Consider the following 26,111-nt stretch of genomic DNA (forward strand, 5'->3'; position numbering starts at 1 on the left):
ATCCTATTTTCCGGTAGAAAGGATGCGGCACAGCTCATCCAACTCGTCCAGTGTCTTGTAACTGATCAAGATGGCGCCGCTCTCGGATCCGGCTTTGTGATCTACCGACACTTTCATACCCAGATTTGCCGAAAGATCATCCTCAAGCGCGCGGGTATCCGCATCCTTGGCGCCTCCAACGCGCGACTTGCGCGCCGGCGCCTCCGCCGTATCGCCCGCGGGCGCCGCGGCCTTGCGCACCAGCTTCTCGGTATCGCGCACCGACAAATCGCCGGAAATCACCTTCTTTGCCAAGGCGACCGGGTCCTTCGCAGTGATAAGCGTACGCGCATGACCAGCCGAGAGTTTGCCCTCTGTCACGAATTCCTGAACAATCTCAGGAAGTTGCATAAGACGAATGGTGTTCGCGATATGGCTCCGGCTTTTGCCGAGCGCCTCCGCAAGCTTCTCCTGAGTGTGACCGAACTTGTTCATCAACTGGACATATCCGGCCGCCTCCTCAACGGGGTTAAGGTCAGCCCGCTGAATGTTCTCAATGATCGCGATCTCAAGAACTTCGGTATCGTCAAAATCCCGAACGATGACCGGAATCTGATGCAGCCCCGCCTTTTGCGCCGCGCGCCAGCGCCGCTCACCGGCAACGATTTCGAATCCGCCATCCTTGCGCCGAACGATCAACGGCTGAATGATGCCCTTTTCCTTGATCGAGTTGGACAGATCATCCAGCAGCTCGGCGTCAAAACGCCGTCGCGGCTGATCAGGGTTCGCGGCGACCTGCTCGATCGGCACCATCATGTCAGGCTGACGCGGAGCTGCGCGGTCCGCTTCGTCCCGGTCATTCACATCAGCCATCAAGGCGGACAATCCCCGCCCCAGCCCGCGCTGCCTTTGAACCTTGTCAGCCATCTTTTATCCTTCCATCAGGCCGCGACGAGCGCTTGGTTTTGCATCAATTCCTTGGCAAGTGCCCGGTAAGCATCGGCACCGCGCGACTGCGGATCGTAGTCCAGGACCGACATCGAATAGGACGGCGCCTCACTCAGTCGAACATTACGCGGGATCAGCGTTTTAAAGACCAGATCTCCCAGATTGTCCCGCGCGTCCTTTTCCACTTGGCCGGAAAGATTATTACGCGCATCGAACATCGTCAGGACAACTCCCTCGATCCGCAGCTTCGGGTTAGCCGATTGGCGAACCTCGCGGATGGTCAACATCAGCTGTGACAGACCTTCTAAAGCAAAGAACTCACTTTGCAGCGGGACGAGAACGGAATGTGCCGCCACCATCGCATTGACCGTCAGAAGGTTGAGCGACGGCGGGCAGTCAATGAGGACATAATCCAGATCATAACGATCCATCGCGGTTTGCCGCAGCGCGTCATGCAGCAAGAAGCTGCGCTTTTCGTTTGAAATCAGCTCGATGTCAGCCGAGCTCAGGTCAACCGTTGCTGGGATGATCGTCAGATTCTCCGACCGCGTCGGCTGAACCACCTGCCCGAGATCGATATCCTCCAGCAACAACTCGTAGGTCGTGAATTCGCGATCCTCGATATCAATCCCAAGACCTGTCGACGCGTTCCCCTGCGGATCAAGGTCGACGATCAACACTTTCTTCCCTTGCTCAGCCAGAGCCGCTCCGAGGTTGATCGTTGTCGTGGTCTTGCCAACGCCGCCTTTCTGGTTGGCGACGGCGATAATACGCGGCCCATGCGGACGGGTGGGATCAGACACGGGACACTCCTTTGATTTTCAGGATCACGGCATCGGCCGCAAGATTGCTTTTAACCGCTTCGAAATCGAATTTCCACTGACTTCTCGCGGCTTCCACCTCTCGGCGCCAACGCGCTCCCTTGGCAAAAATCGCGGTTCCGTCCGGGTGCAGATGTCGCTCGGCGTGCCCCAGTAAGATCTTCAGGTCCGCTAATGCGCGCGCGGAAACGACATCCGCGTTCTGCGGGACAACGTCCTCGATCCGCTGGGTCAATACTTCCGCGCGGGCGCCTGTCTCGCGGAGAGCCGCGCGGAGAAAAGCGCATTTGCGTGCGTCACTTTCAACCATAGTTACCTTAGGCAAGTCCGCGCGTTGATCTGCAAGAATTGCCACGACGATTCCAGGGAAGCCACCGCCCGAGCCCAGATCAAGCCAGTGCCGCCAATCATTCGGCGCAGCATTGTAAGCCTGGACGGAGTCCAGGATATGGCGCTCCCAAAGATTTTCAGCGCTTTCCCTTGAAACCAGATTGATCTTTGCGGTCCATTTCAGGGCGAGACGTTCGAAAACGCGCAGCCTCTCGATTGTTTCACGTGAAACATCTGCGATCTCTGACGTCATCCGGTGCGAACCTTCGATCCCGACCGCAGTCGCGTCAACAGCAACGTCAAGGCTGCTGGCGTCATTCCATCGATCCGCGCTGCATGGGCAAGGTTCGACGGGCGGACCTGCGCAAGCTTCGCCTTCAGTTCATTCGATAATCCGCCAAGGTCGCTGTAGTCGAAATCTGTTGGAATGACATGCGCCTCATCACGCTGGACCAAAGCAATGTCGCGCTCCTGCCGCGCGATATAGTTCGCATAGAGGGCGTCCTTCGAGATTTGCTCTGAAATCTCCGCAGGAATTTCGGAGAGGGAATCATCCAATTCAATTAGATGCCCGAATTCAACGTCCGGAAAAGCCAGAATTTGAAAACCAGTACGCTTCGTCCCGTCCTGGTTCACTTTAAGGCCGATATCGGCCAGCTGCCTGGGAGTAAATTGACGGCTTTCAAGCTGGGCGCGTGCATATCCCATTTCCTCCGCCTTCTTTTCAAACGCGCTCTGACGGTCACTCCTGATGCATCCCAGCTCGATACCCCGCGGAGTCAGCCGCTGATCCGCATTGTCTGCACGCAGGGACAGCCTGAATTCTGCGCGAGACGTGAACATACGGTACGGCTCGCTCACCCCTCGGGTGATCAGGTCGTCCACCATCACGCCAATGTAGGAACTGGCTCGGCTGAAGATTTCTGCCGGTCGATCCTGGCACGCCAAAGCCGCGTTGATACCTGCGACAAGCCCTTGCGCCGCTGCCTCCTCGTACCCAGTGGTCCCATTAATCTGGCCAGCAAGATATAGGCCCGGGACATCCCGAAGGGCTAGAGATCCGTCAAGCGCGCGAGGGTCGATGTAGTCGTATTCAATGGCATATCCAGGCTGTATGATTTCGGCAGCCTCAAGCCCCTTGATCGACCGCACATACTCAAGCTGAACGTCTTGCGGTAGGGAAGTGGAAATTCCGTTAGGGTAAATCGTATCGCTCGTAAGACTTTCCGGTTCAAGAAAGATCTGGTGTGACGCCTTGTCTGCAAATCTGACGACCTTGTCCTCGATCGAGGGGCAATACCGCGGACCAACGCCGTCGATATGACCTCCATACATCGCGGACCGGGTCAAATTTCTCCTGATAATATCATGAGTCTGTTCATTCGTGTGGGTAATACCACAGGAGATCTGACGGGCTTGCGAGGATTTGGACAGAAAAGAAAACAGGACCGGGTCGGAATCGCCCGGCTGTGCTTCGAGGTCATCCCAAGCAATAGTTTTGGCATTGAGCCGGGGCGGCGTTCCCGTTTTAAGGCGACCCATCTGTAACCCGAAACCGTCGATCCGCTCAGCCAGTTTGATCGAGGGCTTGCCCCCCATCCGGCCACCAGGCCGCGACATATCGCCGATGTGGATAACGCCCCTTAGAAAGGTGCCTGTCGTAAGAAGGACAGTCTTCGCTGAAATCTCTGAACCATCGGCAAGCACAATACCACCCACAGCGCCGCCGCGCATCAGGAAGTCCGCAGCCTCACCCTCGACAATTGTCAGGTTCGGCTGATTTTCGAGGGCGGCCCGCATCTCCGACCGGTAAATATTGCGATCGGCCTGCGCACGAGGGCCCTGAACTGCCGGGCCCTTGCGCCGGTTTAGCAGGCGAAATTGAATTCCGGCTGCGTCCGCGACGCGTCCCATCACCCCATCCAGCGCATCGATTTCTCGAACCAGATGTCCCTTGCCCAATCCACCAATGGCTGGATTGCAAGACATCACGCCAAGATCATTCCGCGAAAGTGTGACGAGTGCCGTGCGCGCACCCATTCTGGCCGCAGCATGCGCCGCGTCGGCACCGGCATGGCCGCCGCCGATAACCAGAACGTCAAAATCGCAATGTTTCACGTGAAACACTCCTTACTTGCCCAAGCAAAAGCTGGCGAAGATCTCATCCAGAACGCTTTCGATATCGACACGTCCTACCAGAGAATCAAGCGCACGAACAGCACTGCGCAACTCTTCTGCCGCTAGGTCGGCGGTATCCTCTCCCCCATGCAAAAACGTCAGAGCGGCTTGAAGGCTTGCGGTTCCGCGTTGCATCGCTGCCCGGTGGCGCGCGCGGGTTGCGATTCCAGCGCCGGTGGCGCGCTGGCTTAACGTTTGTCCGATCTTGAGAACCAGTTCATCGACGCCGTATCCGGTTTTTCCGGATACCCCAGAATGGGCTCCCTTCTGAACATCCCCTTTGGCGATCAGAGTAATGTCTCCTTCAACGAATCCCTCTGGCTCAGCCTGACCTGGCTCGATCAGAAATACTCTGAGATCCGCAGCGGACGCCCGACGACGCGCCAAATCTACACCGAGCGCCTCGATCTTGTCGTCTGTCTCGCGAATTCCTGCGGTGTCCAGAAGAGTTACGGGCAGGCCAGCAAGATCCATGCGCACTTCGATCACATCGCGCGTGGTTCCAGCGATATCTGATGTGATCGCGGCATCGCGCCCGGCCAGGGCATTCAGCAAGGTGGATTTGCCGACATTCGGCGCCCCCACAATCGCCACCTCAAAACCGCTTCGAATGCGCTCACTTACATGCGTGCCGGAAATCTCGCGCTCTAGGTCGGCAATTACGCCAGAGATGAGTAGTTCAACCTCGGGTGAGACATCAACGGGCACCTCCTCATCAGCAAAATCGATGGTTGCTTCGATCAGCGCCGCGGCCCGGATCAAGTCCCGTCGCCATCTATCGGCCCGTGCACCCAGATCACCAGACAGGACCCGCAGCGCCTGTTTGCGTTGCGCTTCTGTTTCGGCGTCAATCAGGTCCGCTAGCCCCTCGATCTGCGCGACGTCGAGGCATCCGTTATCCAACGCGCGGCGGGTAAATTCCCCGGGATCCGCCATTCGCACACCGCCCATTGCCCCGAGCGCGTCCATGACTGCGGAGACGACAGCGATACTTCCATGTACCTGGAATTCGACGGACTCCTCACCGGTGAAGCTCGCGCCAGCGGCGAAGGTCAGGACCAGCGCTTGGTCCAACGCTTGGCCATCGGCTCCCCGTAATGTCCGCAAGGATGCTTGGCGAGCGAGGGGAACATCGCCGCATAGCACCTTGCACGCCAAATGCGCTAGGGGACCAGAGACGCGGATGACAGACACCCCCGCCTTGCCCTGCGCCGAGGACATTGCGTAGATCGTATCCATGTCTGCCTCCTTTGGCAGCAACCCAGCCGGATTATCAGGTGTTCATCGAATCGAAAAATTCGGCGTTGTTCTTCGTCTGCTTCAACTTCGAGATCAGGAACTCGATCGCATCGGTGGTGCCCATCGGGTTCAAGATGCGGCGCAGAACGAATGTCTTTTGCAGGTCCAGCTTGTCGACCAGCAATTCCTCTTTCCGGGTTCCCGATTTAAGGATGTCGATTGCCGGGAACACTCGCTTGTCCGCGATCTTGCGATCAAGCACCAGCTCAGAGTTACCGGTGCCCTTGAATTCCTCGAAGATCACCTCGTCCATGCGGCTGCCGGTATCAATCAGCGCGGTCGAGATGATGGTGAGCGATCCACCCTCTTCGATATTCCGCGCAGCGCCGAAGAACCGCTTGGGCCGCTGCAGCGCGTTGGCGTCCACACCGCCGGTCAGAACCTTGCCTGAGGACGGCACAACGGTGTTGTATGCCCTACCAAGTCTTGTGATCGAATCCAAAAGGATCACCACATCTCGTTTATGCTCAACAAGACGCTTGGCCTTTTCAATGACCATTTCACTGACAGCCACATGGCGAGTCGCGGGCTCGTCGAAGGTCGAGCTGACCACCTCTCCCTTGACCGAGCGCTGCATGTCGGTGACTTCCTCGGGCCGCTCGTCGATGAGCAGAACGATCAGATAGCATTCGGGGTGGTTGCGCTCGATGCTGGCGGCGATGTTTTGCAGGATCACCGTCTTACCCGTGCGCGGCGGTGCCACGATCAGCGACCGCTGGCCTTTACCGATAGGCGCGACCAGATCGATGATCCGGGCCGAACGATCCTTGATCGTCGGATCGTCGATTTCCAGAGTCAGGCGTTCATCGGGATAAAGCGGCGTCAGGTTGTCAAAGGCGATCTTGTGTCGCGCCCGCTCGGGATCCTCGAAGTTGATCCTGGTGACGCTGGTCAGCGCAAAATACCGCTCGGTATCGTCGGGCTGCTTCATCTCGCCTTCGATCGTGTCCCCGGTGCGCAGCGAATAGCGGCGGATCATATCGGGCGAGACATAGATGTCATCCGGGCCCGGCAGATAGTTCGCCTCGGGCGAGCGCAAGAAGCCGAACCCGTCCTGAAGCACCTCGAGCACACCATCACCGAAGACCAGCCAGCCCTCTTCCGCGCGCTCTTTCAGGATCGAGAACATCATCTCGCCCTTGCGCATCGTGGAGGCGTTCTCGATCTCCAGCTCTTCGGCCATCGCCAAGAGGTCTTTGGCAGTGTGCGCCTTGAGGTCGAACAGGTTCAGGCGGTCATCGGACATTGGCATACCTCATGCGCGCTGGCGGCGCGGGTCAGATCGAATTGGCAAATGAAAAAGGCGTATCCCGGACGGGAGGCCCTGCCGCCTCATACGCCGCGCCCGGCCTTTAGTCAATCGCAGCCTAGAATTTCAGGACGACCGAAAAGACAATCACCAGCAGCGCGATCGTCGGCACCTCGTTCATAATGCGGAAATTGCGCCCACTGACGGATGAGGTGCCGGTGACGAATTCCTTGCGCCGCATTCCCAGCCAATGATGAAACCACGTCATGCCCAGAACGCCCGCCGCCTTTGTCCAGGGCCAGATCGACCCCCAATCGACAATGCCCGGCGTCATCACCAGCAGCAGACCAAAGAGCCAAGTCGAGATCATGGCCGGGTTCATGATCGCGCGCAGCAGCTTGCGCTCCATCACCTGGAATATCTCATCGCGGCTGTCCCCCGGGGTCGAGGCCTCGGCGTGGTAGACAAAAAGGCGGGGAAGGTAGAACAGCCCCGCCATCCAGGCGATGACCGAAACGATATGAAGCGCCTTCGTCCAGGGATAGAGGCCGGCAAGCAAGTCGATCATATCATGTCCCGTTCATCGCTGAGCCATCCTTACAATAATAAATAAGAAATATAGAAAAGGATGATGATTAAGTAGGGGGGCGCCCTGCCTGTGGATTACCGCGCTATCCACAGAAATGGCAACAGCCGCGCCGCCTATGGACAGCGCTGTGGAAAACTGTCGCAGGCAGATGGTCATGTCATATTTGCTCCGAAAACTGGCGTGCATTGTCCGCTCTGCGGGCCCTCCATCTTGTGGAGAAAACCGGGGCCTGACTGATTCCTCCCGCACCGGATTCCATACAGTCCACGACGGGATGAAAGGGCTGGGCCGCCGTGAAAGATGCGGGTTCTCCCCGGCCCGGTGGCGCCTCCGGCGAAATGGGGATATCTGTGGCACATTCTCCGCCACTTGTTCCTCGGGTTTTCCACATGAGCACGCGCATCGTCCTGGCCTCGCAATCCGCCATTCGCCGCAGTTTGCTGGAAAACGCTGGCATTCCTTGTGACGCCGTGCCTGCGCGCGTCGATGAGGATGCGGTGAAATCCGCGCTTTTGGCCGAGGGCGCGTCGCCGCGCGACGTGGCCGATGCGCTGGCCGAGATGAAAGCACGCAAGATCAGTGAGCGGCACAAGGACGCGCTGGTGATCGGCTGCGATCAGGTGCTGGCCTTCGATGGTGATCTGCTGTCCAAACCGCAAAGCCCCGAGGAAGCTCGGGACCAACTGACCCGGCTGCGCGGGAATACACACCGCCTGATCTCGGCTGCCGTGATCTGCGAGGGGGGTCGGCCCCAATGGCGCCATGTCGGTGTTGTGCAGATGCAGATGCGTGATGTATCGGATAGCTATCTGAATGACTACACCGCGCGCAACTGGGACAGTATCCGTCATTCCGTTGGCGCCTATAAACTGGAAGAAGAAGGCGTGCGACTGTTTCAACGCATCATCGGCGATCATTTCCATGTCCTCGGCCTGCCCTTGTTGGAGCTGATCGGCTACCTCGCCACCCGCGGAGAGATTGACACATGAGCGAACCCGGTATCCCCCTTGCCGGCGTGATCGGCACCCCGATTGCCCATTCACGCTCGCCCAAGATCCACCAGCATTGGCTGAAGACACGCGGGATCGCGGGGTATTACATCCCGATGAATGTCGCCGCCGACAATCTGGAAACGGTCCTGCGCACTCTGCCCAAGGCGGGGTTTGTCGGGGTCAACGTGACGATCCCGCACAAGGAAAAAGTTCTTCAGATCGCGGATCTGGTCACGGACCGCGCCACTCTGATCGGGGCGGCGAATACCCTGATTTTCCGCAAGGACGGGAAAATCCATGCGGACAACACGGATGGCTATGGGTTCATCAAGAATTTGCAAAGCGCGCCGTGTGGCTGGGATGCCAGATCGGGGCCCGCCGCCGTCCTGGGCGCGGGCGGCGCGTCACGGGCGGTTATCGCTTCGCTTCTCGATGCGGGGGTGCCGGAAATCCTTCTTTCCAACCGCACCCGTGTGCGCGCGGATGCGCTGGCGCAGGAATTCGGAAAACGGGTGCGCGTCTTTGACTGGGTTCAGGCGGGCAACATGCTGGACCATGCTGCGACGGTGGTGAATACCACGTCACTGGGAATGATTGGAAACCCGCCGCTTCGAGTGCCGCTTGACGGTTTGCAAAAAGGCGCGGTTGTCACGGATCTGGTCTATGCGCCGTTGCAGACCAAGCTGCTTGAGGTGGCCAGCCAGATGGGCTGCCATACCGTCGATGGCCTTGGCATGCTCCTGCATCAGGCCGTGCCCGGATTCGAGCGGTGGTTTGGCGAGCGCCCCGAGGTCGACAGCGCAACACGCGCCGCCGCCCTCAGATGAGGTATATTCTGGGTCTCACCGGCTCCATCGGGATGGGCAAATCGACGACCACGCGCATGTTCGCGGATCTTGGCTGTGCCGTCTGGGATGCGGATGCCGCGGTGCATCGCCTCTATGCGCCGGGTGGCGGCGCGGTGGACGAAATCGCGGTACAATTTCCGAAGGCGATCCAGGACGGTGCGGTGTCGCGCGACGCGCTCAAGCAGATCATCGCCGAGGAGGAAACTGCGCTAGCCCGTATCGAGGCCATCGTGCATCCCTTGGTCGCCGCCGACCGCGAGGCGTTTTTGGCCAATGCAGAGGCTGATATCGTCGTTCTGGACATTCCCCTGCTCTTTGAGGGCGGGTATGATGCGAAGGTGGATGGCACGGTTTGCGTCACCGCCCCGCCCGAGGTGCAGCGCGCCCGTGTTCTGGACCGCGGAACCATGAGTGAGGCGCAGTTCGAGGCCATACTTGCCAAGCAAATGTCCGATGCGGAAAAACGTGCGCGCGCGACCTGGGTGATCGAGACCGATACGCTTGAACACGCCAAGGCCCAGGTGCAGGCTGTGATGGATGCGATCACACAGGAGAGATCGAATGCGTGAAATCGTGCTCGACACAGAAACAACCGGATTCGAGCCTGACCAAGGGGACCGCATCGTCGAGATCGGCGGGGTCGAACTACTCAATCACATGCCGACGGGCCGGACCTACCATCAATATATCGACCCCAAGCGCGCGATGCCCGAGGATGCCTTCAAGGTGCACGGGCTGGGCGATGATTTCCTGCGGGGCAAGCCCGTCTTCGCCGAGATTGCAGACGCATTTCTGGAATTCGTGGGCGATGCCAAGCTGGTCATCCACAATGCCGCCTTCGACATGAAATTCCTGAACGCCGAGCTGCGATGGCTCAACAAGCGGCAATTGCCGTGGGAGCAAGCCATCGACACGCTGGCCATCGCGCGCAAGAAATTCCCCGGCTCGCCCGCGTCGCTGGATGCGCTCTGCCGCCGGTTCAATATCGACAACGGCGCCCGCACACTGCACGGCGCGCTGTTGGACTCCGAGATCTTGGCCGAGGTTTATCTGGAGCTGATCGGTGGCCGCCAGCCAGGCCTGATCCTGGGCCAGGCGCAGACCCAAACCAGCGGAACAGAGACGCAAAGCAGCTGGCGCCCAGCCCCGAGGCCGACGCCCCTGCCTGCGCGGCTGACCGAAGCAGAGGCCGCCGCGCATGAGGCGTTCATCGAAACGCTGGGTGATGCGCCGCTCTGGCGCAGGACGTCTTAGGCTGTGCCGCTGGGCTGGTTCTGCTGCTCTGCCTGGCGGCGCGCGATTTCATTGCGGTAGATCGCGACAAAGTCGATGTTCTCCATGTTCAGCGGCGGGAAGCCACCGTCGCGCGTGACGTCCGACACGATGCGGCGGAAGAACGGGAACATGATGCGCGGGCATTCAATCATCAGGAAGGGATGCAGCTGCTCTTCCGGCACGTTCTCGACGTGAAACACGCCTGCATATTCCAGCTCCAGAAGGAACAGATCGTCCTCGGTGCCCTTGTTTTTGGAGTTTATCTTCAGCTTTGCGATCACTTCGTACTGATGCTCGGCGGCACGCTTCTTGGCGTCCAGATTGACGCTGACCGTAACGTCGGGCTGCACTTCGCCGCCCGAGCCGCGCTGGGCCAAGATGTTTTCAAAGGACAGGTCCCGCACGAATTGCGTGAGGACATGCATCTTGATCTGGGGTTGCTCGGCGCTTGCGGCACCATTTTCCTGCTCGGCCATCGGTCTCTCCTGAATAGCTGTTCGGCAAATGGTCTAGCAGGTCGCGATCATTGCCTCAATCCCTGGTCCAGCCGGAGGGGCCGCGCGGCGTGCTCTCGGGATCGACCTCAACATATTCGCCCTCGATCGTGTTCGGCCCTTGCGTTCGCGGCCCGGGTTGAGGCCCGGGTTGAGGCCCGGTCGAAAAGGTCTGAACCTTGACCCGCTTGCGCAGGTATTCGAATGCAGCGCGCCGGAAGGGCGGCGTCAACAGGGCAAACCCGACCGCATCGGTGAAAAATCCGGGCGTTAGCAGTAGGACACCGGCAATCAGGATCATTGCCCCATGCGCCAGAGGCTCGGTCGGGTCCGTCTGCCGCGAGAATGAGCCGCGAAGCTCGCTCAGGGCCAGCGCGCCTTGCGTCCGAACCAGCCACGTCCCGAGGATCGCGGTTATGATAACAATGGCAAGCGTCGGCCACAGTCCGATCAGCCCTCCGACCTGAATGAAGAGGGCAATTTCAACGATCGGAACGATCATGAACGCAAAGAGTAGCCACATGGCAGGATGTCCTTCGGGTTTGCTGCGCGCCAAGGTGGACTTGGCCCGCCTCGACCCCTACATAAGAACGCAAGTAAACGAATTTCAACGTATTGCCCTGATGAGGTGCTCATGAACTCGCCCATTCTGCAGCTTTTGGTGCTTGCGGGCATCGCTGTTTTCCTGATCCTGAGGCTGAAAAGCGTTCTGGGCACGCGCGACGGACACGAGCCGTCGCCCGAGGCGCGCCCTGCCCCGGCGCAGCGCACGCATAACCTTGAGGTGATCGAGGGCGGGCCAGACCGCGACATCATCGACCACGTGCCCGAAGACAGCGAGACCGCAGCGGCCCTTGCCGAGATGAAGCGAGCCGAGCCATCCTTTGGCGTGGCCGATTTCCTTGGCGGCGCACGCGGCGCCTACGAGATGATCCTGATGGCCTTCGAGCGCGGTGAGATGGAAGAGGTGCGTGAATTTCTGTCCGAAGATGTCTACGACTCCTTCTCCGAGGTGGTCGCCATCCGCGAGGAGAAAGGCCTGACGATCGAAGCCGAATTCATCGGTATTCGCGACATGACGCTGTCCAGTGCCAGCTTTGAGGAAGGCGTGGCGGATATCACCGTCAAATTCGTGGGCGAGCTTGTGTCGGTCGTGAAGGATGCCGAGGGTAAGGTCATCGAGGGCGAGCCCGGTAAATCCAAGCGTCAGAAGGACGTCTGGACATTCGAGCGCATGATGGGCGCCGACGATCCCAATTGGCGGCTCGTCGCGACGGGCGAATGATCAAGGCGGCGCTTGCCGCAGTTGCGCTTGCGGTGGGGCTTGTCGGCACCGCAGCGCAGGCCGAGGCGCGCTACGATATTCTCAGCTTTGAAGATCTGGATGGGTGGGAGCGTGACGATCACGCTGCCGCCCTTCGCGTTTTCAATGATACCTGCGCCGACATGACGGATGTCGACTGGCGCGCGCTCTGCGCGTTGGCGCAGAACGGCCCCGGCGCACGGGATTTTTTTGAGCTGTTCTTTCGCCCCGTTCTGATCACCGAAGGGCGCCCTGCCCTTTTCACGGGGTATTTCGAGCCCGAACTGAGCGGTTCACTGCGGCGAAGCGATCGATTTCGCTATCCAATCTACCGTCAGCCGCCCGAGTCACGCGCCGCCAGCATCTGGCTCAGCCGCCGCGAGATCGAGAGTGGCGAGACGATGCAGAACCGGGGGCTCGAGATTGCCTGGGTCGACGACCCGGTAGAGCTGTTCTTCTTGCAAATTCAAGGGTCTGGACGGATCAAACTAACAGATGGGCGCATGATTCGTGTTGGATATGGCGGTTCGAACGGGCATGACTACCGCTCGATCGGAGCCGAGATGGTGCGGCGCGGGATCTATGAGGTCCATCAGGTGTCAGCCGAGGTGATCAAGAATTGGGTGCGGCGCAATCCCGAAGACGGTGCCGAGCTACTGCTGCATAATCCGTCCTATGTCTTTTTCCGCCGGATCGACGATCTACGGCCCGAGCTTGGGCCGCGCGGCGCGATGAACCGCTCGATCACCACGGGCCGCTCCGTGGCCATCGACCCCAAATTCGTGCCGCTGGGGGCGCCTGTCTGGATCGAAAAAGACGGCGCCGATCCGGTGCGCCGCCTGATGATCGCCCAAGATACCGGCTCGGCCATCAAGGGCGCGCAGCGCGCTGACCTCTTCATGGGGACGGGTGATGCGGCAGGCCGGGCGGCGGGCCAACTCCGTGATCCGGGCCGGATGCTGGTCCTGATGCCGATTCAGCGCGCCTATGCGCTGGCGCCGGATGCCATCTGATGTCCCGCAGGCGCCTGAAACCCGACGAGCTGGACCTGTGGCGGCAGGTGGCGCGCACGGCCGAGGCGCTGCACCCGGCGCAGCCCCGTCCAAAGGCGCCGCCCAAACCCGCCGCGCCCAAGCACGAGCCGGAGCGCCCTGCCCCCGCCCCCGTCCAACATTTCAAACTTGGGCAGAAGGCCTCCCGTAGCGGTCACGCGCATGATGTCTTGCCAGCCCTTGCGGACAGGCTGAAATCGCAGCCCGTCGCGATGGATCACAAGGCCTACGGCCGGCTCAAACGTGGCAAGCTGGCACCCGAGGCGCGTATCGACCTGCATGGCATGACCGCGGACCGCGCGCATGGCGCGCTGCGCGGCTTCATCCTGCGCGCGCATGGTCAGGGCAAGCGTCTGGTTCTGGTCATCACCGGCAAAGGGCGGCGCAGCGATGAGGATGGCCCGATTCCCGTGCGCCACGGCGTGCTGCGCCACAATGTGCCCCATTGGCTGAGTGTGCCGCCGCTGGCCGGCCTCGTCCTGCAGGTGACCAACGCCCATAACCGCCATGGCGGCGGCGGCGCCTATTACGTCTATCTACGCCGGCCCCGGTAGCAGCACCTTGGCCCGGCCAACGCCGATCACCATCAATGTCGTGGAGATGACAAAGAAGACCGCGATCCACCAGAATTGCGTCTCGATCCCGATCCCAAGGTCGATGCCCACGCCCGAGACGCCCGGTCCGATGGCCGAGCCGAGCACCATGACGGCCGCCGCCATCGCCTTGATCGAGCCGATGTGCCGGGTGCCGTAGAACTCGGCCCAGAAGGCCGAAGGCAGCGTGTTGTTGAACCCGGTATTCAGACCCAGAAAGAAAAAGCCCGCCAGCATGCCCCAGCTGCTCTGGGCCATGGCGAAAATCGCGAAAGCCACCACCATCGGCACCTGCATCCACGGGATCAGCCGCGGTGTGCCGACCCGGTCCAGCGCCCAGCCGCTGAGGATCATCGCCCCGATGCTCACGGCGGTATAGAAGGGAAACATCGCCACCAGCTCGACATGGGACATCGCCTTGACCTCGGCAATATGGACCTGGTGAAAGAAGAAAGCGGTGTTGAAGGCTGAGGGGCCCAGCAATGCCGGGATCATGAACCAGAAGAGCCAATGCCGGAACGTCTGGTTGCGCGTCCAGTGCCGCGCCTCCATCCCGAGGCTTTGCCCGCCTTCGGCATGGCTTTGCGGCGTCCGTTCCTGGCGCAGCAAGAGAAGCAGGACGGGCGCGCCCATCACCGCTATGCCCGCCGCGATCAGCCACAGGAAATGCCAGTCCATCACCAGCATCAGCGCGACGAAGGTCACCGGCAGCACCGCCTCGCCCAGCGAAAAGCCCAGCTTGGCCACCGAGAGCGCCCGGCCCCGCGCCGCGATGAACCACCGCGCCATGGCGACCACGGCGATATGGCTGCTCATCCCCTGCCCGGTAAAGCGCAGCGCAAAGATGATGACGGGCAAGAGCCACCAGACCGGATTGAGCGCCATCGCGGCGCAAGCGAGCGCCAGCCCGCCAAAGATGACGGCCCCGATGACGCGCACGCGAAACACATCCGTCAGCCCGCCCGCCCAGACCATCAGAACGGCCGAGACCGTCGTGCCAAGCGAATAGATCCCGCCCCATTCCCCGTGGCTCAGCCCGAAGGCCGCGCGGATTTCCCCTGCAAAGATCGAGATGAAGAATGTCTGACCGAAGCTGCTGAGGAAAGTCAGCAGCACCCCGGCAGCGAGCCAGCGGGCGTTATCGCGCAGGAAGATGAGCGTTTGCATCCGCCTTTGGTGGCGCGAAAGTGCGAAGAAGGAAAGCGTGAAACGGCTGCAGGGCGCGATGAAGAAATATCATCGCGCCCTGCATAGTCAGGATCCGGGTATTTTACCCCAAGAAAAGCCGGGTGCGGCGCTAGAGCACGTAGCGGCTGAGATCGGTGGATTTGGCCAGCTCGCCCAGGTTCTTGTCGACGAAAGCGGCGTCGACGGTCACGCTGTCGCCGGCGCGGTCGGGCGCGTCAAAGCTCAGCTCTTCGAAGACGCGCTCCATCACGGTGTAAAGGCGGCGCGCGCCGATATTCTCGACCGATGAGTTCACCTCGGCGGCGATGCGCGCCAAAGCCTCGATGCCGTCCTGCGTAAAATCGACGGTAACCTCCTCGGTGCCCATGAGGGCGGTGTACTGTCGGGTAAGGGCATTGTCCGTTTCGGTCAGGATGCGGACGAAATCAGCCTCGGTCAGCGCGCGCAGCTCGACCCGGATGGGCAGGCGGCCCTGAAGTTCGGGCAAAAGGTCCGATGGCTTGGCGATGTGGAATGCGCCGGACGCGATGAAGAGGATATGGTCGGTCTTGACCGCGCCGTATTTCGTGCTGACGGTCGTGCCCTCGATCAGGGGCAGCAGGTCGCGCTGCACGCCTTCGCGGCTGACCTCGCCTCCGCGCGCGTCGGTGCGGGCGCAGACCTTGTCGATCTCGTCAAGAAAGACGATGCCGTTCTGCTCGACCGCCTCCAGCGCAGCGCGGTTGATCGTTTCGTCATCGAGGAGCTTGTCGGCCTCTTCGCCGATCAGGATGTCATAGCTGTCCGCAACGGTTACCTTGCGCTTGGTGGTGCGCCCACCGAATGCCTTGCCGAAGATGTCGCCCAAATTCATCATCTGGCCGCCGCCGGGCTGACCGGGAATGTCCATCATGCCCATCGGGCTGGAACTGTCGGCGACTTCCAACTCGATCACGGTGTCATCGAGCTCGCCCGATTTCAGCTTCTTGCGGAACATCTCGCGCGTGCCGTCGCGGGCATCCTCGCCTGCGATGGCCGAAATGACGCGCTCTTCGGCAGCGGTGCGGGCGGCTGAGTTGACGTCCTCGCGCATCTGCTCGCGGATCATGGCGATGGCGCTGTCGACAAGGTCGCGGATGATCTGCTCGACATCGCGGCCGACATAGCCGACCTCGGTGAACTTGGTCGCCTCCACCTTGATGAAGGGCGCGCGCGCCAGTTTGGCCAGGCGGCGGCTGATTTCGGTCTTGCCGACGCCTGTGGGGCCGATCATCAGGATGTTCTTGGGGTAAACCTCGTCCCGCAGATCGCTGGACAGCTGCTTGCGCCGCCAGCGATTGCGCAGCGCGACGGAAACCGCCCGCTTGGCGTCCTTTTGCCCGATGATGAAGCGGTCAAGCTCGCTCACGATTTCGCGGGGGGTCAGGTCGGTCATGCGGTTTCCTTTTGCGGTCTCGGGGAACGTAAGCATGGGCAGCGGAAAGACAAGCGGCGGGGGTCAGCCGCCGATCTTCTCCACGGTCAGGTTTCCGTTGGTGTAGACGCAGATATCGGCGGCGATCGCCATGGCGGCGCGCGCGATCTCTTCGGCATTGCGATCCGAGTCGATCATGCCGCGCGCGGCGGCGAGGGCGAAATTCCCGCCCGATCCGATGGCGGTCACGTCATGCTCGGGCTCCAGCACGTCGCCGGCGCCGGTGATGACATAGAGATCCTTGCCGTCCGTGACGATCAGCATCGCCTCCAGCTTTTGCAGGTATTTATCGGTGCGCCAGTCCTTGGCCAGTTCGACGCTGGCGCGCTGCAGCTGGCCGGGTGTTGCCTCCAGTTTGCTCTCCAGCCGTTCCAGCAGGGTGAAGGCATCGGCGGTCGATCCGGCAAAGCCCGCGACCACCTCGAAGCCGCCGGGGCTGAGACGGCGCACTTTGCGGGCGCTGCCCTTGATCACCGTCTGGCCAAGACTGACCTGTCCGTCACCGGCAATCACCACCTCGCCGCCCTTGCGCACGCCGATGATGGTGGTGCCGTGCCATCCGGGAAATTGGTCGCTGGCCATTGTCGTCCTCCTGTCGCGTTTGCGCCTATATGGAAGCCGCGCGGGCAGATCGCAAGTTTTGCAGCGCGCAGCAAAAAGGGCGCCACCGGGGCGCCCTTTGAAATCACGGTGCCAGGGTCGCCTCAGATCGAGTCTTCGATCCAGCTTTGCAGGGCGGCCTTGGGGGCTGCGCCCGAACGGTTCGAGACGACCTCCCCGTTCTTGAAGATGAAGAGCGCGGGGATACCGCGCACGCCCATCGCCACGGCGGAGTTCGGATTGCTGTCCACGTCGACTTTCACGACCTTGACCTTGCCTTCCATCTCGCTCGACAGCTCTTCCAGAGCGGGGCCGATCTGCTTGCACGGGCCGCACCACTCGGCCCAGAAATCCACCACGACGGGGATGTCGGAATTCTTTACTTCGGCGTCGAAAGTATCATCGGTGACGGCTACGGTTGCCATGGGTCTCTCCTGCGCTTGGGTTCGACAATTACCTATGGAGCGAGGGGCGCAAGGTCAAGTTGCCACAGCCCGCGCCAGCGCAGATGTCACAAGATCGTGCGGCAGGGACATGAGTGTGGCGGTCCGGGTCCAGAGGATCGCGGTATCGATCCGGCGGTCCGGATATAACAGCGCGGCCATCGCCGCATAAGCTCCCATCTGCCGCAAAAGGCCGTCGGGGCAGGCCTCGGGCGTCTCGGGTACGGTGGCATTCGTCTTGAAATCGACGATCAAGGCCGCGCCCTCCGTCAGGATCAGCCTGTCGATCACCCCTTGCAGGCGGCCAAGGCCCGACAGTTCGGCGGTTATACCGACTTCGGGCAGCGCGGCGGGCGCCCAGAGCTGCGAGAGATCGGCGGAGGTGATACAGCGCGCGGTCTCGTCCAGCAGGTCTTGCACATTCGGCGCTGCGGGCAGGATCCGCGCGGCGATTCCGGGCCATTCGGCTTCGGGCTGGTTGGGCAGGAACTCCAGCAAGGCATGGATCTGCGTGCCGCGCAGCTTGGCCGCATCCTCGTCCTGACCGGCGTCACCCGGCAGTGCCTTGGCGCCGCCCAGATCCGACGGGCTGCGCGGCGCGGTGGCGTCCGGCATGGCGGGGGCATGGGTGCTGAAATGGGCTGGCAGGGGGGCCGGCTGGCGCATTTCCTCGGGCGCTGGGGCCTGCACCGCGCCGGTCCAATCGCCACGCTCCAGCCTCAGGCCGTCGCCGCCGTGGATGCGGTAAGGGGCAGCCCCCAAATGTGTCAGGCCGCCCCTGATTTTTTCGTACCAGCTATCGCCATTCTCGCCCGGCTCCTTGGCGGAGGCGACGATCAACCATTTTTCCGCGCGCGTCATGGCCACGTAAAGCAAACGGTCCCGCTCGGCTGCCTGGGCATCCTTCATCCGGTCGAGAACGGTGCTTTGGGCCTCCGGTATAACCCCTGATTTTGCGCGCCACACAGGCGCCCCGCCGAGGTCAAGCAACTGGGCACGCACCTCATTCTTGCGCTTGCCCGTCTCGGGCAGGATCACAATGGGCGCTTCTAACCCCTTTGCACCATGCACGGTCATCACGCGGATCAGATCTCCTGCGGCGTCCATCTGGCGCTTGATCTCCAGGTCATCGGTCTCGAGCCAGACGAGAAAGCCGGTGAGGCTATCCACCGCCTTCTGCTCATAGGCCAGCGCCTGAGACAAAAGCGCGTCGATGCCGTCCTCGGCCTCGGGGCCCAGACGCGCCAGCATCCGGCGGCGGCCATCATGGCGGGTCAGGATGCGCTCGATCAGATCATAGGGCCGCAGGAAATCGGCCTGATCGCGAAGGTCGTTCATAACGGCCATCGTGTCGGGAAAATTTTCTGCCCTGTCGCGCAGCACTTCCCAAAGGTATTTGCGCCCGCGCCCCTGCGCCAAGGCATAGAGCTGCGCCTCGTCCCAGCCCAGAAGGGGCGAGCGCAGCGCGATGGCCAGCGAAAGATCATCCTCGGGGGTCGATAGGAACGACAGGATTGCCGCCAGATCCTTGACCGCCAGCTCGGCCGCGACCTTCATCCGGTCGGCCCCGGCGATGGGCAGGCCGCGCGTTTTGCAGGCGCTGATGATCTCGTGAAAGATGTCGCTACGGGACTGCACGAGGATCAGGAAATCGCCCGCGCGCACGGGGCGCATGCCGTCGCCGCCGGGAATGGGCTGCTGCTCGGTGATCATTCGCGCGATGGTATCCGCGATCTGCCGGGCCAGAATGACACTTGGATCATCCTCGGCCTTGATGTCGACGGGCGTATGCCAAGGCGGCGGATCGGCAGGCTCGGCCGCCGGATTGACGGGCCACAGATCGACGCGGCCCGGCATGTCCGGCCAAAAGGAAATGTGGCTCTGATCCGGGGAAAACCCCGAATCCTGCAAGTTTCGGAAGGTCGCATCGACCGCATCCAGAATCGCGCTGGACGATCGAAAGGAATGCTCGAGTCGCTGGCTTTGCAACGGCGTTCCGGCAGCGGCGAGGCGATCCGACCAATTGCGCTGCATCCGGTCGAATTCACGCGGATCGGCGCCTTGGAACGAATAGATTGACTGCTTTTTGTCGCCCACGACAAAGATCGTCCGCTCCACGTTCTGCCGCGCGCCCTCGCCTGCGGTGAATTCCTGTGCCAGACGGTCGATCACCTGCCATTGCACGGGGCTGGTGTCCTGCGCCTCGTCCACTAGAATGTGGTCGATACCTCCATCCAGCCGAAAAAGCACCCAGGCCGCCACGTCCGAGCGTGTCAGCAATGCCCGCGCGCGCAGGATCAGGTCGTCGAAATCGAGCCAGCCGCGCAGCTGTTTGGCCTTCGCATAGGCGGGCAGAAAAACCTGCGCGAATTCCTGCAACGCCACCGCGAGGCGCGTCGCCTCCAGCGCGATGCGCTTTGGCCGGGCCGCCTCGACCCGGTGCAACCAGGCGTCGATCAGGTCCATGCCGTCACCCAGCGCCGTGCGCACATCCTTGGTCGGGCACCGCGAAGAAACGGTAAAGGGCGCCTTGCCGGACTTGGTGAGGAACACATCCTCCAGTATCGGTAGAGCGTCATAGCCGAGCGATGAGATGTGGCGCAGCTTGACCGCTGCCTTTGTATCGGTTGGCTTGCCTGATGCCATTTCATTCACTAGACGGCTGAAAAAAGCCGACTCTCCCCCCGAAAATACCTCATCCTCGATACTGCGCGCGGTCACGTCCGGGCGCAGGCCCATCGCGTTGGCGAGGCCCGCCTCGGTCCAGGGCGCTTCGAACATGGGCGCCCGGCTGGCAATCTCACGCGTCAAATCGTCCAGTGTCTCGCCTGTGTGGTAGCGTGCCAGCGCGTCCAGCTTGGCGGCGTGGGGGCCGGCGGCGATTTCCTCGACGATCTCAGCGCGCAAGAGCTTGGCTGTGCGCTCCTCCATCTCGACGAATTGAGGGCTGACCCCGGCCTCCAGCGGAAAGCGGCGCAGAAGCGAGGCGCAGAAGGAATGGATCGTCTGGATCTTGAGGCCGCCCGGCGCCTCGATCGCGCGGGCGAACAGGCGGCGCGCATCGCGCAAGGCGGTGTCGCCCATCGGCCCCTCGGCCCCCAGATCGCGCAGCGCGAGGCCTAGGCTGGCACTGTCCAGCATGGCCCACTGGCCCAGCCGTGCGAACAGGCGGTTCTGCATCTCGCTGGCCGCGGCCTTGGTGTAGGTGAGGCACAGGATATGCTGCGGATCGACCCCGTTCAGCAGCAATCGCGCCACCCGGTCGGTCAGAACGCGGGTCTTGCCCGATCCGGCATTCGCGCTGAGCCATGTCGAATTGCCCGGCTGCGCCGCCGTGATCTGGCGCAATGTGGCGTCGTCGCGCTGGGTCATGTCATCTCCTGCGGGGTGGGATCGTCGGTGATGTCCCATTCGCCAAAGCGTGCCAGCTGATCGTAATCGCCCGCATCGTCCTGTTTGCGCATGGCGCGGCGCGCGACATATCCCTTGCGAATGTTCCGATAGGCCGCGATCAGATCATGCAGACCCTCCCAGACCTTCTCGGGCGGCTCGTCATCAAGCGGCGCCAGCGTCTCAGCCGGTATCGCGCCGAGGCCGATATAGACGGCGCGCGCCACTTGGCAGGGGGCCAGATCGCCGAACCCGGCGCGCTGGGCGATGGCGGCCTCCAGCAGCAATTGCTTGTCGAACTGCGTCTGTTCCTTGGGGCCGGGCGGCTTGCCGGTCTTGTAGTCGTAAATATGCAGGCAGCCACGCGCGTCGATGTCGATCCGGTCGGCCTCGGCGACGAGGGTAAAGCCGAGATCGGCCATCTCCGCCTGACCTCTCGCCTCGAAAGCGGTGGGCATGGCGAGGGCGCGGCGCGCCTCCTCGGTCTCAATGAACCAGTCGGCCACACGCTCAAGCCGCGCAAGCCAAAGCGTGCGCGCCTCGGCCCAAGGGACCTCGCGCGACAGCACGTCCTGCGCAAGGTCCATCAGCACCTCGCGTGTCAGCCGTTCCGGCGCGTCGACGCTATCCTTGATGAAGCGCTCCAGCACCGCGTGCAGCACGATCCCGCGCAAGAGCGCATCGGGCGCGCGCATCAGCGGATCGAGCGGGCGCAGACCCAGCACATGCTTGGCGTAGATGGCGTAGGGATCGCGGATCAGACGCTTGATCTCAGTCACTGACAGGCGGTTTGGTCTCGCATCCAGGGGCGGGCAAGGGGCAGGACGCGGCGCCGGATCTATGCGCAGAGTCGCCTCCAGTTGCGCGGCGCGGACCAGCCAATCCTGACCTCGCTGGCGCATCGCGGCCAGTGCGGCCGTCCCGCCCTGTTCCGGCAGGCCCGACATCAGATTCTGGATGCGGTTCAGCCAGCGCGACACGACCGTCTCGCTCTCGTCCGAGCGGGTGCTGCGGGTCAGCCAGACCTCGCTGGCCAGTACCGCTTGCTGGAAATCATGCGCTGCCAGACCGATGCGCCTTTCCGGCAAGAGCAGACCGGCGCGGTGCCGTAGCGCGCGGTTCAGCCACGGATCGGGTGTCTGCGCTTCGGGCCAGCTTCCCTCGTTCAGCCCGGCAAGGATCAGCGTATCGGCGCCCTGAACACGAGCCTCCAGCGTGCCCCAGATCAAGATGCCGGAATGGGGCGCCTCGGCGCTGCGCACCTGTTCGCCCCGCAAAAGGGCGGCGAAGAGGGCGGCGTAATCCGTCGCCGTCATGTCGCCGCCATGCTCCGCCTCGGCGGTCAGCAGGTTGCAGACATCGCGCGCGGTCTTGCCCGCATCCTTCTGCCAGAGCTCGCTGGCACGCTCGGGGGCGCAGCCATCCGCGATAGCCTCGGCGGCGGCAAGATGCCTGGTGACACGGGTATCGAGCGGCATCGCATCCGGCGCGTCCTGCCCGGTCAGCCAGCGCCCGATCCAATTGGCCCAATCCGCCGCCAACGGCTCGGAGTGCTTTGCCGCCCAGTCCGCGACGCTTTCAGCGGTGGGGAAGGGAGGCCCGTTGCGGCGCAGGTTCAGCTCCAGCTCGCGGGTGAGGCGCAGATGCGTGCCGCGCTGGCCGCCTGTATGGGTCAGCGGATGCTTGAGCAGCGTCAACAGCGCCTCGGCGGTCAGCGGGCGCAGCGACAGCTCCGCCACATGGCGCAGAAACCGTCCCGGCGGCGACAGGTGCAAGGGGATGCCCGCGCTGTCATCGGGGATGATGCCCCAGCGGTCCAGCGCGGCGGCAACGCGCCGCGTCAATCCGCGATCCGGCGTGATCAGCGCGGCGGTTTGCCCCGTCTCGGCGGCCTCGCGCAGGCGCATCGCGATGGTCAGCGCCTCAATCCGGTGCGACGGCGCCTCGATCAGGGTGACACCGTCCATCGCCTCGGCGATCCCGTCCAGCCTTGGCCCCTCATCCAGCCATTGATCGGTGATCGGCGCCGGGCGCAGCGCAAGCGATACCAGCTTGGCGCGTGCCGGGCTGTAGGGCTGCGCCTCGATCCAGCGCGGCACCTCGTCCAGCCCAAGCGCGTTGCGCAGAGCCTGAAAGCGGTATTGCGGGTGATCCTCGCTCAGCATCGCGTCGCTCATCGAGGCCCAGACATGCTCGGGCGTGTCGAAATCAAAGCCGGGGAGAATCACGGCCCCTTGCGGCAGGCGCGCCACGGCCTGCATCAACATCTGTGTCGTGCCGCGCGATCCGGTCGACCCGGCAAGCAGAACCGGATGCTGCGGGGGTGCGTCCTGCCACCGCGCGATCATCCGTTCGATTACGCGCCGTTGCCGCGCCTCGGCCCCCGGTGCGCCCCGCCCTTCGGTAAAGTGGCGCACGATGTTGAGAAAGGTACGAATGCGCTCCCAATGGCCGGACTGGTCACTGACATCGAGCCGATCGATCACGTCGGGCGAGACGCCTTCGCCCTCCATCTCGTCCATCAGGGTGGCAAGGCTGTTGGCCAGATCGTAAAGCGCGGTGCGCGGAGCCAGATCCGGCTGCGCCTCGAGCAGGGAAGAGATCAACTGAATCAACTCCAGCCGCCGGCGCAGCGGCGGGGCGGGCGGGGCGATATCGGTCATTGTCCAGTCGCGTCCCAGTTCCGCCACCAGCGAAATGCGGGGCATCAACCGCGCGGGGCCCACTGCAAGCAGCCCCTGAATCCGCCGGGCCATCCGCCTGGTGTTGACGATCAGATGCACGCGTCCCAGCGCCTCGGGCGGCGCGCCATCAAGGCGGCTCAACGTCCCTGCGATCAGCTGATCGGGAAAATCGACGCCGGGCGGAAGGCCAAAGACGCGCGCGGTGTCCTCGCGCTTAAACATCGGGCATCGCCAGCATATTCTCGGCCAGGGCAATGCCGCCCGGATGCCCGACATCGCACCATTGGCCGCTGTAGACCGTGCCATAAAGCCGGCCCTCGGCCATCATCCTGTCCCATAGTTTGTTAAGCGAGAACGCGCCCTCGGGCATCTTGGCCAGCGCATCCGTCCGGATGATCTGCGCGCCCGAGTAGATAAGGCCCGGCCCGCGCGCGGCGCGGCCCTGATCGTCCAGCGTGAAATCGCCGCTGCCCACGTGGCCGATGGCTTGGGCGGGGGGCAGGCACAGCAGCAGCGCGTCCATCCTGCCTTCGTCCCACGCCTGCGCCAGTTGTGCCAGAGGGTTCGGGCCGCGCCAGACAGCATCGGTGTTCATCGTATAGACTGGTGAGCCACCCAAAAGCGGCATGGCAGCGCGGAGCCCGCCACCGGTATCGAGGATCTCGCCCGCCTCATGCGAGATCGCGACATCGCGCCCGGCCAGATGGGCGGCGATCTGCTCGGCCTTGTAATGCGTGTTGACCACGATGCGCCCGATGCGCGCCGCCTCGGCAATCTCCAGCGCGTGGTCCAGAAGGGGGCGCCCCGCGACCTCGATCAACGGCTTGGGGCGGTCCTGGGTCAGGCTGCCCATCCGCGTGCCAAACCCGGCGGCGAACAGCATCAGGGCGTCGGGAGTGTGGCGCATCGTTGCCTCAGATCGTTGAGAAATTCAGGTGTCGGGGCGGGCAATGCGCTTATGATCAGCGGCGCCAGCTGCGCCAGCGCCGGATGGGCCAGATCACGCTCCAATAGCGCCCAGACGCGCGGGATGAGGTCGATGTAATGCCCCTTGCCGTCGCGCAGGCAAAGCCGGGCAAAGACGCCGATAATCCGCAGGTTCCGCTGTGCGCCCAGCACGTGATAGGCCGCATCGAACTGCCGGGCATCGACCCCTGTCCGCTCGACATAGCGCGCGATCATGTCCTGTTCGATCTCGGCGGGCACGTCGCGGCGGGCATCCTGCAGGAGCGAGACGAGGTCATAGGCCGGATGCCCCCGCATCGCGTCTTGAAAATCCAGCAATCCGACCCGCGCTGGGTCTTCGCGATCCGGTAGCCAGAGCAGGTTCTCGGCGTGGTAGTCGCGCTGGATCAGCACGGTGTTCTCGCTGGCATCGGAGGCCAGGGTGGCCAGAACAGCGGCATGCGCCGCCGCGCGCCGGACACTGTCCGGATCATTCGCATACCAATCGAAGGCGAGCATCGCCAAGTTGGCCATCAAGGGCGGGTCATAGGGGGGCAGATCGGGTGGCAGTGCCTGTGCATGGAGGTGGACCAGCACGTCGGTCGCGGCCTCGTAGAGACCTCTCTCGCATGCAGGGGTGCGAGGGATCACCCGCGCAAAGAGATCGTCGCCCAGATCCTCAAGCAGTAGAAAGCCATTCTGGACATCCTGCGCCAAGATGCGTGGCGCGCTCAGGCCCATGTCCGACAGGTGCCCGGCGATTGCGATAAAGGGCCGCACATCCTCGCCGCGCTCGGCGGGCGCGTCCATCAGGACGGCACTGTCGCCGCCGCGCGCCACACGCATGTAGCGCCGGTTCGACGCATCACCGGCGAGGGGCGAGAGGTCTGCGCCCGCCCAGTCCGTACCGTTCAGAAAGCGGGCTGCAAGCTCGGTGCGGTCAGTCATTTGCAAGGTCCTCCAGCCGTGCGGCCCATGCGGCGACATCGCCGGAAAATGTCAGAACACGGTCATCGGGCGCATCCCCGGCCGTGATGTCCAGTCCCAACGCCGTGCGCGGCGCCAGATCGCCCAGCCGGTCGGGCCACTCGATCAGGCAGATCGCGGTTTCGAACGCCTCGGTCAAGCCCAGCTCGAACACATCGTTCGGATCGCCCAGCCGATAGAGATCGGCGTGCCAGATCTCGCCGGGCTTGCCAAGGTAGGTCTGCACCAGCGTGTAGGTGGGTGAGGGAACGTCCTCGGGCGCCGTCAGCAGCGACTGGATGAGGCAGCGCGCGAAATGCGTCTTGCCTGCGCCGATATCGCCGCTGAGCAAGACGGTATCGCCCGGCCCCAGAAGGGCACCAAGCCGACATGCGATGTCGCAGGTTCGGTCCGGGCCGTCAGAGGGTAGGGTGCAGGTGGTGCGGCTGTGCATGGCCCGACACTACACGCGCCGCCGTCGCCTGCAACAGC

Annotated in this window: 25 protein-coding genes; 7 read left to right on the forward strand and 18 right to left on the reverse strand. The window is 62.6% G+C overall.

From position 1 onward, the window contains the following. Nucleotides 1-3: 3 nt before the first annotated feature. The 7 genes from ACEWPL_RS07895 to hemJ all read right to left on the reverse strand — a co-directional run bounded on the left by ACEWPL_RS07895 (nt 4) and on the right by hemJ (nt 7,372). On the reverse strand, nt 4-906 hold the full coding sequence (locus tag ACEWPL_RS07895) for a ParB/RepB/Spo0J family partition protein (protein WP_393933193.1): 903 nt from the start codon (nt 904-906) through the stop codon (nt 4-6). Nucleotides 907-920: 14 nt separating this feature from the next. Then, nucleotides 921-1,730, reverse strand: coding sequence for a ParA family protein (locus tag ACEWPL_RS07900; RefSeq protein WP_393933195.1), 810 nt, complete (start codon nt 1,728-1,730; stop codon nt 921-923). Continuing rightward, nucleotides 1,723-2,331 (reverse strand): 16S rRNA (guanine(527)-N(7))-methyltransferase RsmG, encoded by a 609-nt coding sequence (rsmG, locus tag ACEWPL_RS07905; RefSeq protein ID WP_393933197.1) that lies wholly within the window; start codon nt 2,329-2,331, stop codon nt 1,723-1,725. Before rsmG ends, ACEWPL_RS07900 begins: the two co-directional genes overlap by 8 nt. Next, on the reverse strand, nt 2,328-4,196 hold the full coding sequence (mnmG, locus tag ACEWPL_RS07910) for a tRNA uridine-5-carboxymethylaminomethyl(34) synthesis enzyme MnmG (RefSeq protein ID WP_393933199.1): 1,869 nt from the start codon (nt 4,194-4,196) through the stop codon (nt 2,328-2,330). The genes rsmG and mnmG overlap by 4 nt, the downstream gene beginning before the upstream one ends. 12 nt (nt 4,197-4,208) lie before the next feature. Next, complete coding sequence (gene mnmE / locus ACEWPL_RS07915; RefSeq protein ID WP_393933201.1) at nt 4,209-5,495, reverse strand: tRNA uridine-5-carboxymethylaminomethyl(34) synthesis GTPase MnmE; 1,287 nt, start codon at nt 5,493-5,495, stop codon at nt 4,209-4,211. 34 nt (nt 5,496-5,529) lie between these two features. Next, nucleotides 5,530-6,801 (reverse strand): transcription termination factor Rho, encoded by a 1,272-nt coding sequence (rho, locus tag ACEWPL_RS07920; protein WP_393933203.1) that lies wholly within the window; start codon nt 6,799-6,801, stop codon nt 5,530-5,532. Nucleotides 6,802-6,922: 121 nt separating this feature from the next. Beyond that, complete coding sequence (gene hemJ / locus ACEWPL_RS07925; protein ID WP_393933205.1) at nt 6,923-7,372, reverse strand: protoporphyrinogen oxidase HemJ; 450 nt, start codon at nt 7,370-7,372, stop codon at nt 6,923-6,925. A 410-nt stretch (nt 7,373-7,782) separates the two neighbouring features. On the opposite strand from hemJ, the gene ACEWPL_RS07930 reads away from it, so the two are divergent. The 4 genes from ACEWPL_RS07930 to dnaQ are packed head-to-tail and all read left to right on the forward strand — an operon-like array spanning nt 7,783 to nt 10,487. After that, complete coding sequence (locus ACEWPL_RS07930; RefSeq protein WP_393933207.1) at nt 7,783-8,382, forward strand: Maf family protein; 600 nt, start codon at nt 7,783-7,785, stop codon at nt 8,380-8,382. Next, on the forward strand, nt 8,379-9,212 hold the full coding sequence (locus ACEWPL_RS07935) for a shikimate dehydrogenase (protein WP_393933209.1): 834 nt from the start codon (nt 8,379-8,381) through the stop codon (nt 9,210-9,212). The genes ACEWPL_RS07930 and ACEWPL_RS07935 overlap by 4 nt, the downstream gene beginning before the upstream one ends. Continuing rightward, nucleotides 9,209-9,802, forward strand: a complete 594-nt coding sequence (gene coaE / locus ACEWPL_RS07940; protein WP_393933211.1) for a dephospho-CoA kinase — start codon at nt 9,209-9,211, stop codon at nt 9,800-9,802. Before ACEWPL_RS07935 ends, coaE begins: the two co-directional genes overlap by 4 nt. Further along, on the forward strand, nt 9,795-10,487 hold the full coding sequence (gene dnaQ / locus ACEWPL_RS07945; RefSeq protein ID WP_393933213.1) for a DNA polymerase III subunit epsilon: 693 nt from the start codon (nt 9,795-9,797) through the stop codon (nt 10,485-10,487). The genes coaE and dnaQ overlap by 8 nt, the downstream gene beginning before the upstream one ends. Here the strand turns inward: dnaQ and secB are convergent. Next, a complete protein-coding gene (secB, locus tag ACEWPL_RS07950; RefSeq protein WP_393933215.1) occupies nt 10,484-10,984 on the reverse strand; it encodes a protein-export chaperone SecB in 501 nt (166 codons plus the stop codon). The genes dnaQ and secB overlap by 4 nt on opposite strands. A gap of 55 nt (nt 10,985-11,039) precedes the next feature. Next, nucleotides 11,040-11,525 carry an FxsA family protein gene (locus ACEWPL_RS07955; protein ID WP_393933217.1) on the reverse strand — a complete coding sequence of 162 codons (486 nt, stop codon included), beginning with the start codon at nt 11,523-11,525 and terminating at the stop codon, nt 11,040-11,042. A gap of 111 nt (nt 11,526-11,636) precedes the next feature. On the opposite strand from ACEWPL_RS07955, the gene ACEWPL_RS07960 reads away from it, so the two are divergent. Genes ACEWPL_RS07960 through ACEWPL_RS07970 form a run of 3 tightly spaced genes read left to right on the forward strand, consistent with a single transcriptional unit; the run spans nt 11,637 to nt 13,911 of the window. Beyond that, nucleotides 11,637-12,287: a Tim44/TimA family putative adaptor protein gene (locus tag ACEWPL_RS07960; protein WP_393933219.1), complete on the forward strand. Its 651-nt coding sequence runs from the start codon at nt 11,637-11,639 to the stop codon at nt 12,285-12,287. Then, nucleotides 12,284-13,318, forward strand: a complete 1,035-nt coding sequence (mltA, locus tag ACEWPL_RS07965) for a murein transglycosylase A (RefSeq protein WP_393933221.1) — start codon at nt 12,284-12,286, stop codon at nt 13,316-13,318. Before ACEWPL_RS07960 ends, mltA begins: the two co-directional genes overlap by 4 nt. After that, nucleotides 13,318-13,911 carry a Smr/MutS family protein gene (locus ACEWPL_RS07970; RefSeq protein ID WP_393933223.1) on the forward strand — a complete coding sequence of 198 codons (594 nt, stop codon included), beginning with the start codon at nt 13,318-13,320 and terminating at the stop codon, nt 13,909-13,911. Before mltA ends, ACEWPL_RS07970 begins: the two co-directional genes overlap by 1 nt. Here ACEWPL_RS07970 and ACEWPL_RS07975 read toward each other — a convergent pair. The 9 genes from ACEWPL_RS07975 to tsaE form a co-directional block, all read right to left on the reverse strand. Beyond that, nucleotides 13,894-15,117: an MFS transporter gene (locus ACEWPL_RS07975; RefSeq protein ID WP_393933225.1), complete on the reverse strand. Its 1,224-nt coding sequence runs from the start codon at nt 15,115-15,117 to the stop codon at nt 13,894-13,896. The two genes, ACEWPL_RS07970 and ACEWPL_RS07975, sit on opposite strands and share 18 nt — an antisense overlap. A 130-nt stretch (nt 15,118-15,247) precedes the next feature. Further along, nucleotides 15,248-16,552: an ATP-dependent protease ATPase subunit HslU gene (gene hslU / locus ACEWPL_RS07980; protein WP_393933227.1), complete on the reverse strand. Its 1,305-nt coding sequence runs from the start codon at nt 16,550-16,552 to the stop codon at nt 15,248-15,250. Nucleotides 16,553-16,615: 63 nt separating this feature from the next. Then, on the reverse strand, nt 16,616-17,173 hold the full coding sequence (gene hslV, locus ACEWPL_RS07985; RefSeq protein WP_393933229.1) for an ATP-dependent protease subunit HslV: 558 nt from the start codon (nt 17,171-17,173) through the stop codon (nt 16,616-16,618). Between the two features lie 122 nt (nt 17,174-17,295). Continuing rightward, on the reverse strand, nt 17,296-17,616 hold the full coding sequence (gene trxA, locus ACEWPL_RS07990; RefSeq protein ID WP_377171877.1) for a thioredoxin: 321 nt from the start codon (nt 17,614-17,616) through the stop codon (nt 17,296-17,298). Between the two features lie 54 nt (nt 17,617-17,670). Further along, nucleotides 17,671-21,006, reverse strand: a complete 3,336-nt coding sequence (gene addA / locus ACEWPL_RS07995; RefSeq protein WP_393933232.1) for a double-strand break repair helicase AddA — start codon at nt 21,004-21,006, stop codon at nt 17,671-17,673. After that, on the reverse strand, nt 21,003-23,930 hold the full coding sequence (addB, locus tag ACEWPL_RS08000; protein ID WP_393933234.1) for a double-strand break repair protein AddB: 2,928 nt from the start codon (nt 23,928-23,930) through the stop codon (nt 21,003-21,005). Before addB ends, addA begins: the two co-directional genes overlap by 4 nt. Next, nucleotides 23,923-24,615 carry a nucleotidyltransferase family protein gene (locus ACEWPL_RS08005; protein WP_393933236.1) on the reverse strand — a complete coding sequence of 231 codons (693 nt, stop codon included), beginning with the start codon at nt 24,613-24,615 and terminating at the stop codon, nt 23,923-23,925. Before ACEWPL_RS08005 ends, addB begins: the two co-directional genes overlap by 8 nt. Beyond that, nucleotides 24,591-25,601, reverse strand: a complete 1,011-nt coding sequence (locus ACEWPL_RS08010; RefSeq protein ID WP_393933238.1) for an aminoglycoside phosphotransferase family protein — start codon at nt 25,599-25,601, stop codon at nt 24,591-24,593. Before ACEWPL_RS08010 ends, ACEWPL_RS08005 begins: the two co-directional genes overlap by 25 nt. Further along, nucleotides 25,594-26,073, reverse strand: a complete 480-nt coding sequence (tsaE, locus tag ACEWPL_RS08015) for a tRNA (adenosine(37)-N6)-threonylcarbamoyltransferase complex ATPase subunit type 1 TsaE (RefSeq protein ID WP_393933240.1) — start codon at nt 26,071-26,073, stop codon at nt 25,594-25,596. Before tsaE ends, ACEWPL_RS08010 begins: the two co-directional genes overlap by 8 nt. Nucleotides 26,074-26,111: the final 38 nt, after the last annotated feature.

Origin of the sequence: Roseovarius roseus (assembly GCF_043355935.2) — a bacterium.
Classification (GTDB): domain Bacteria; phylum Pseudomonadota; class Alphaproteobacteria; order Rhodobacterales; family Rhodobacteraceae; genus Roseovarius; species Roseovarius roseus.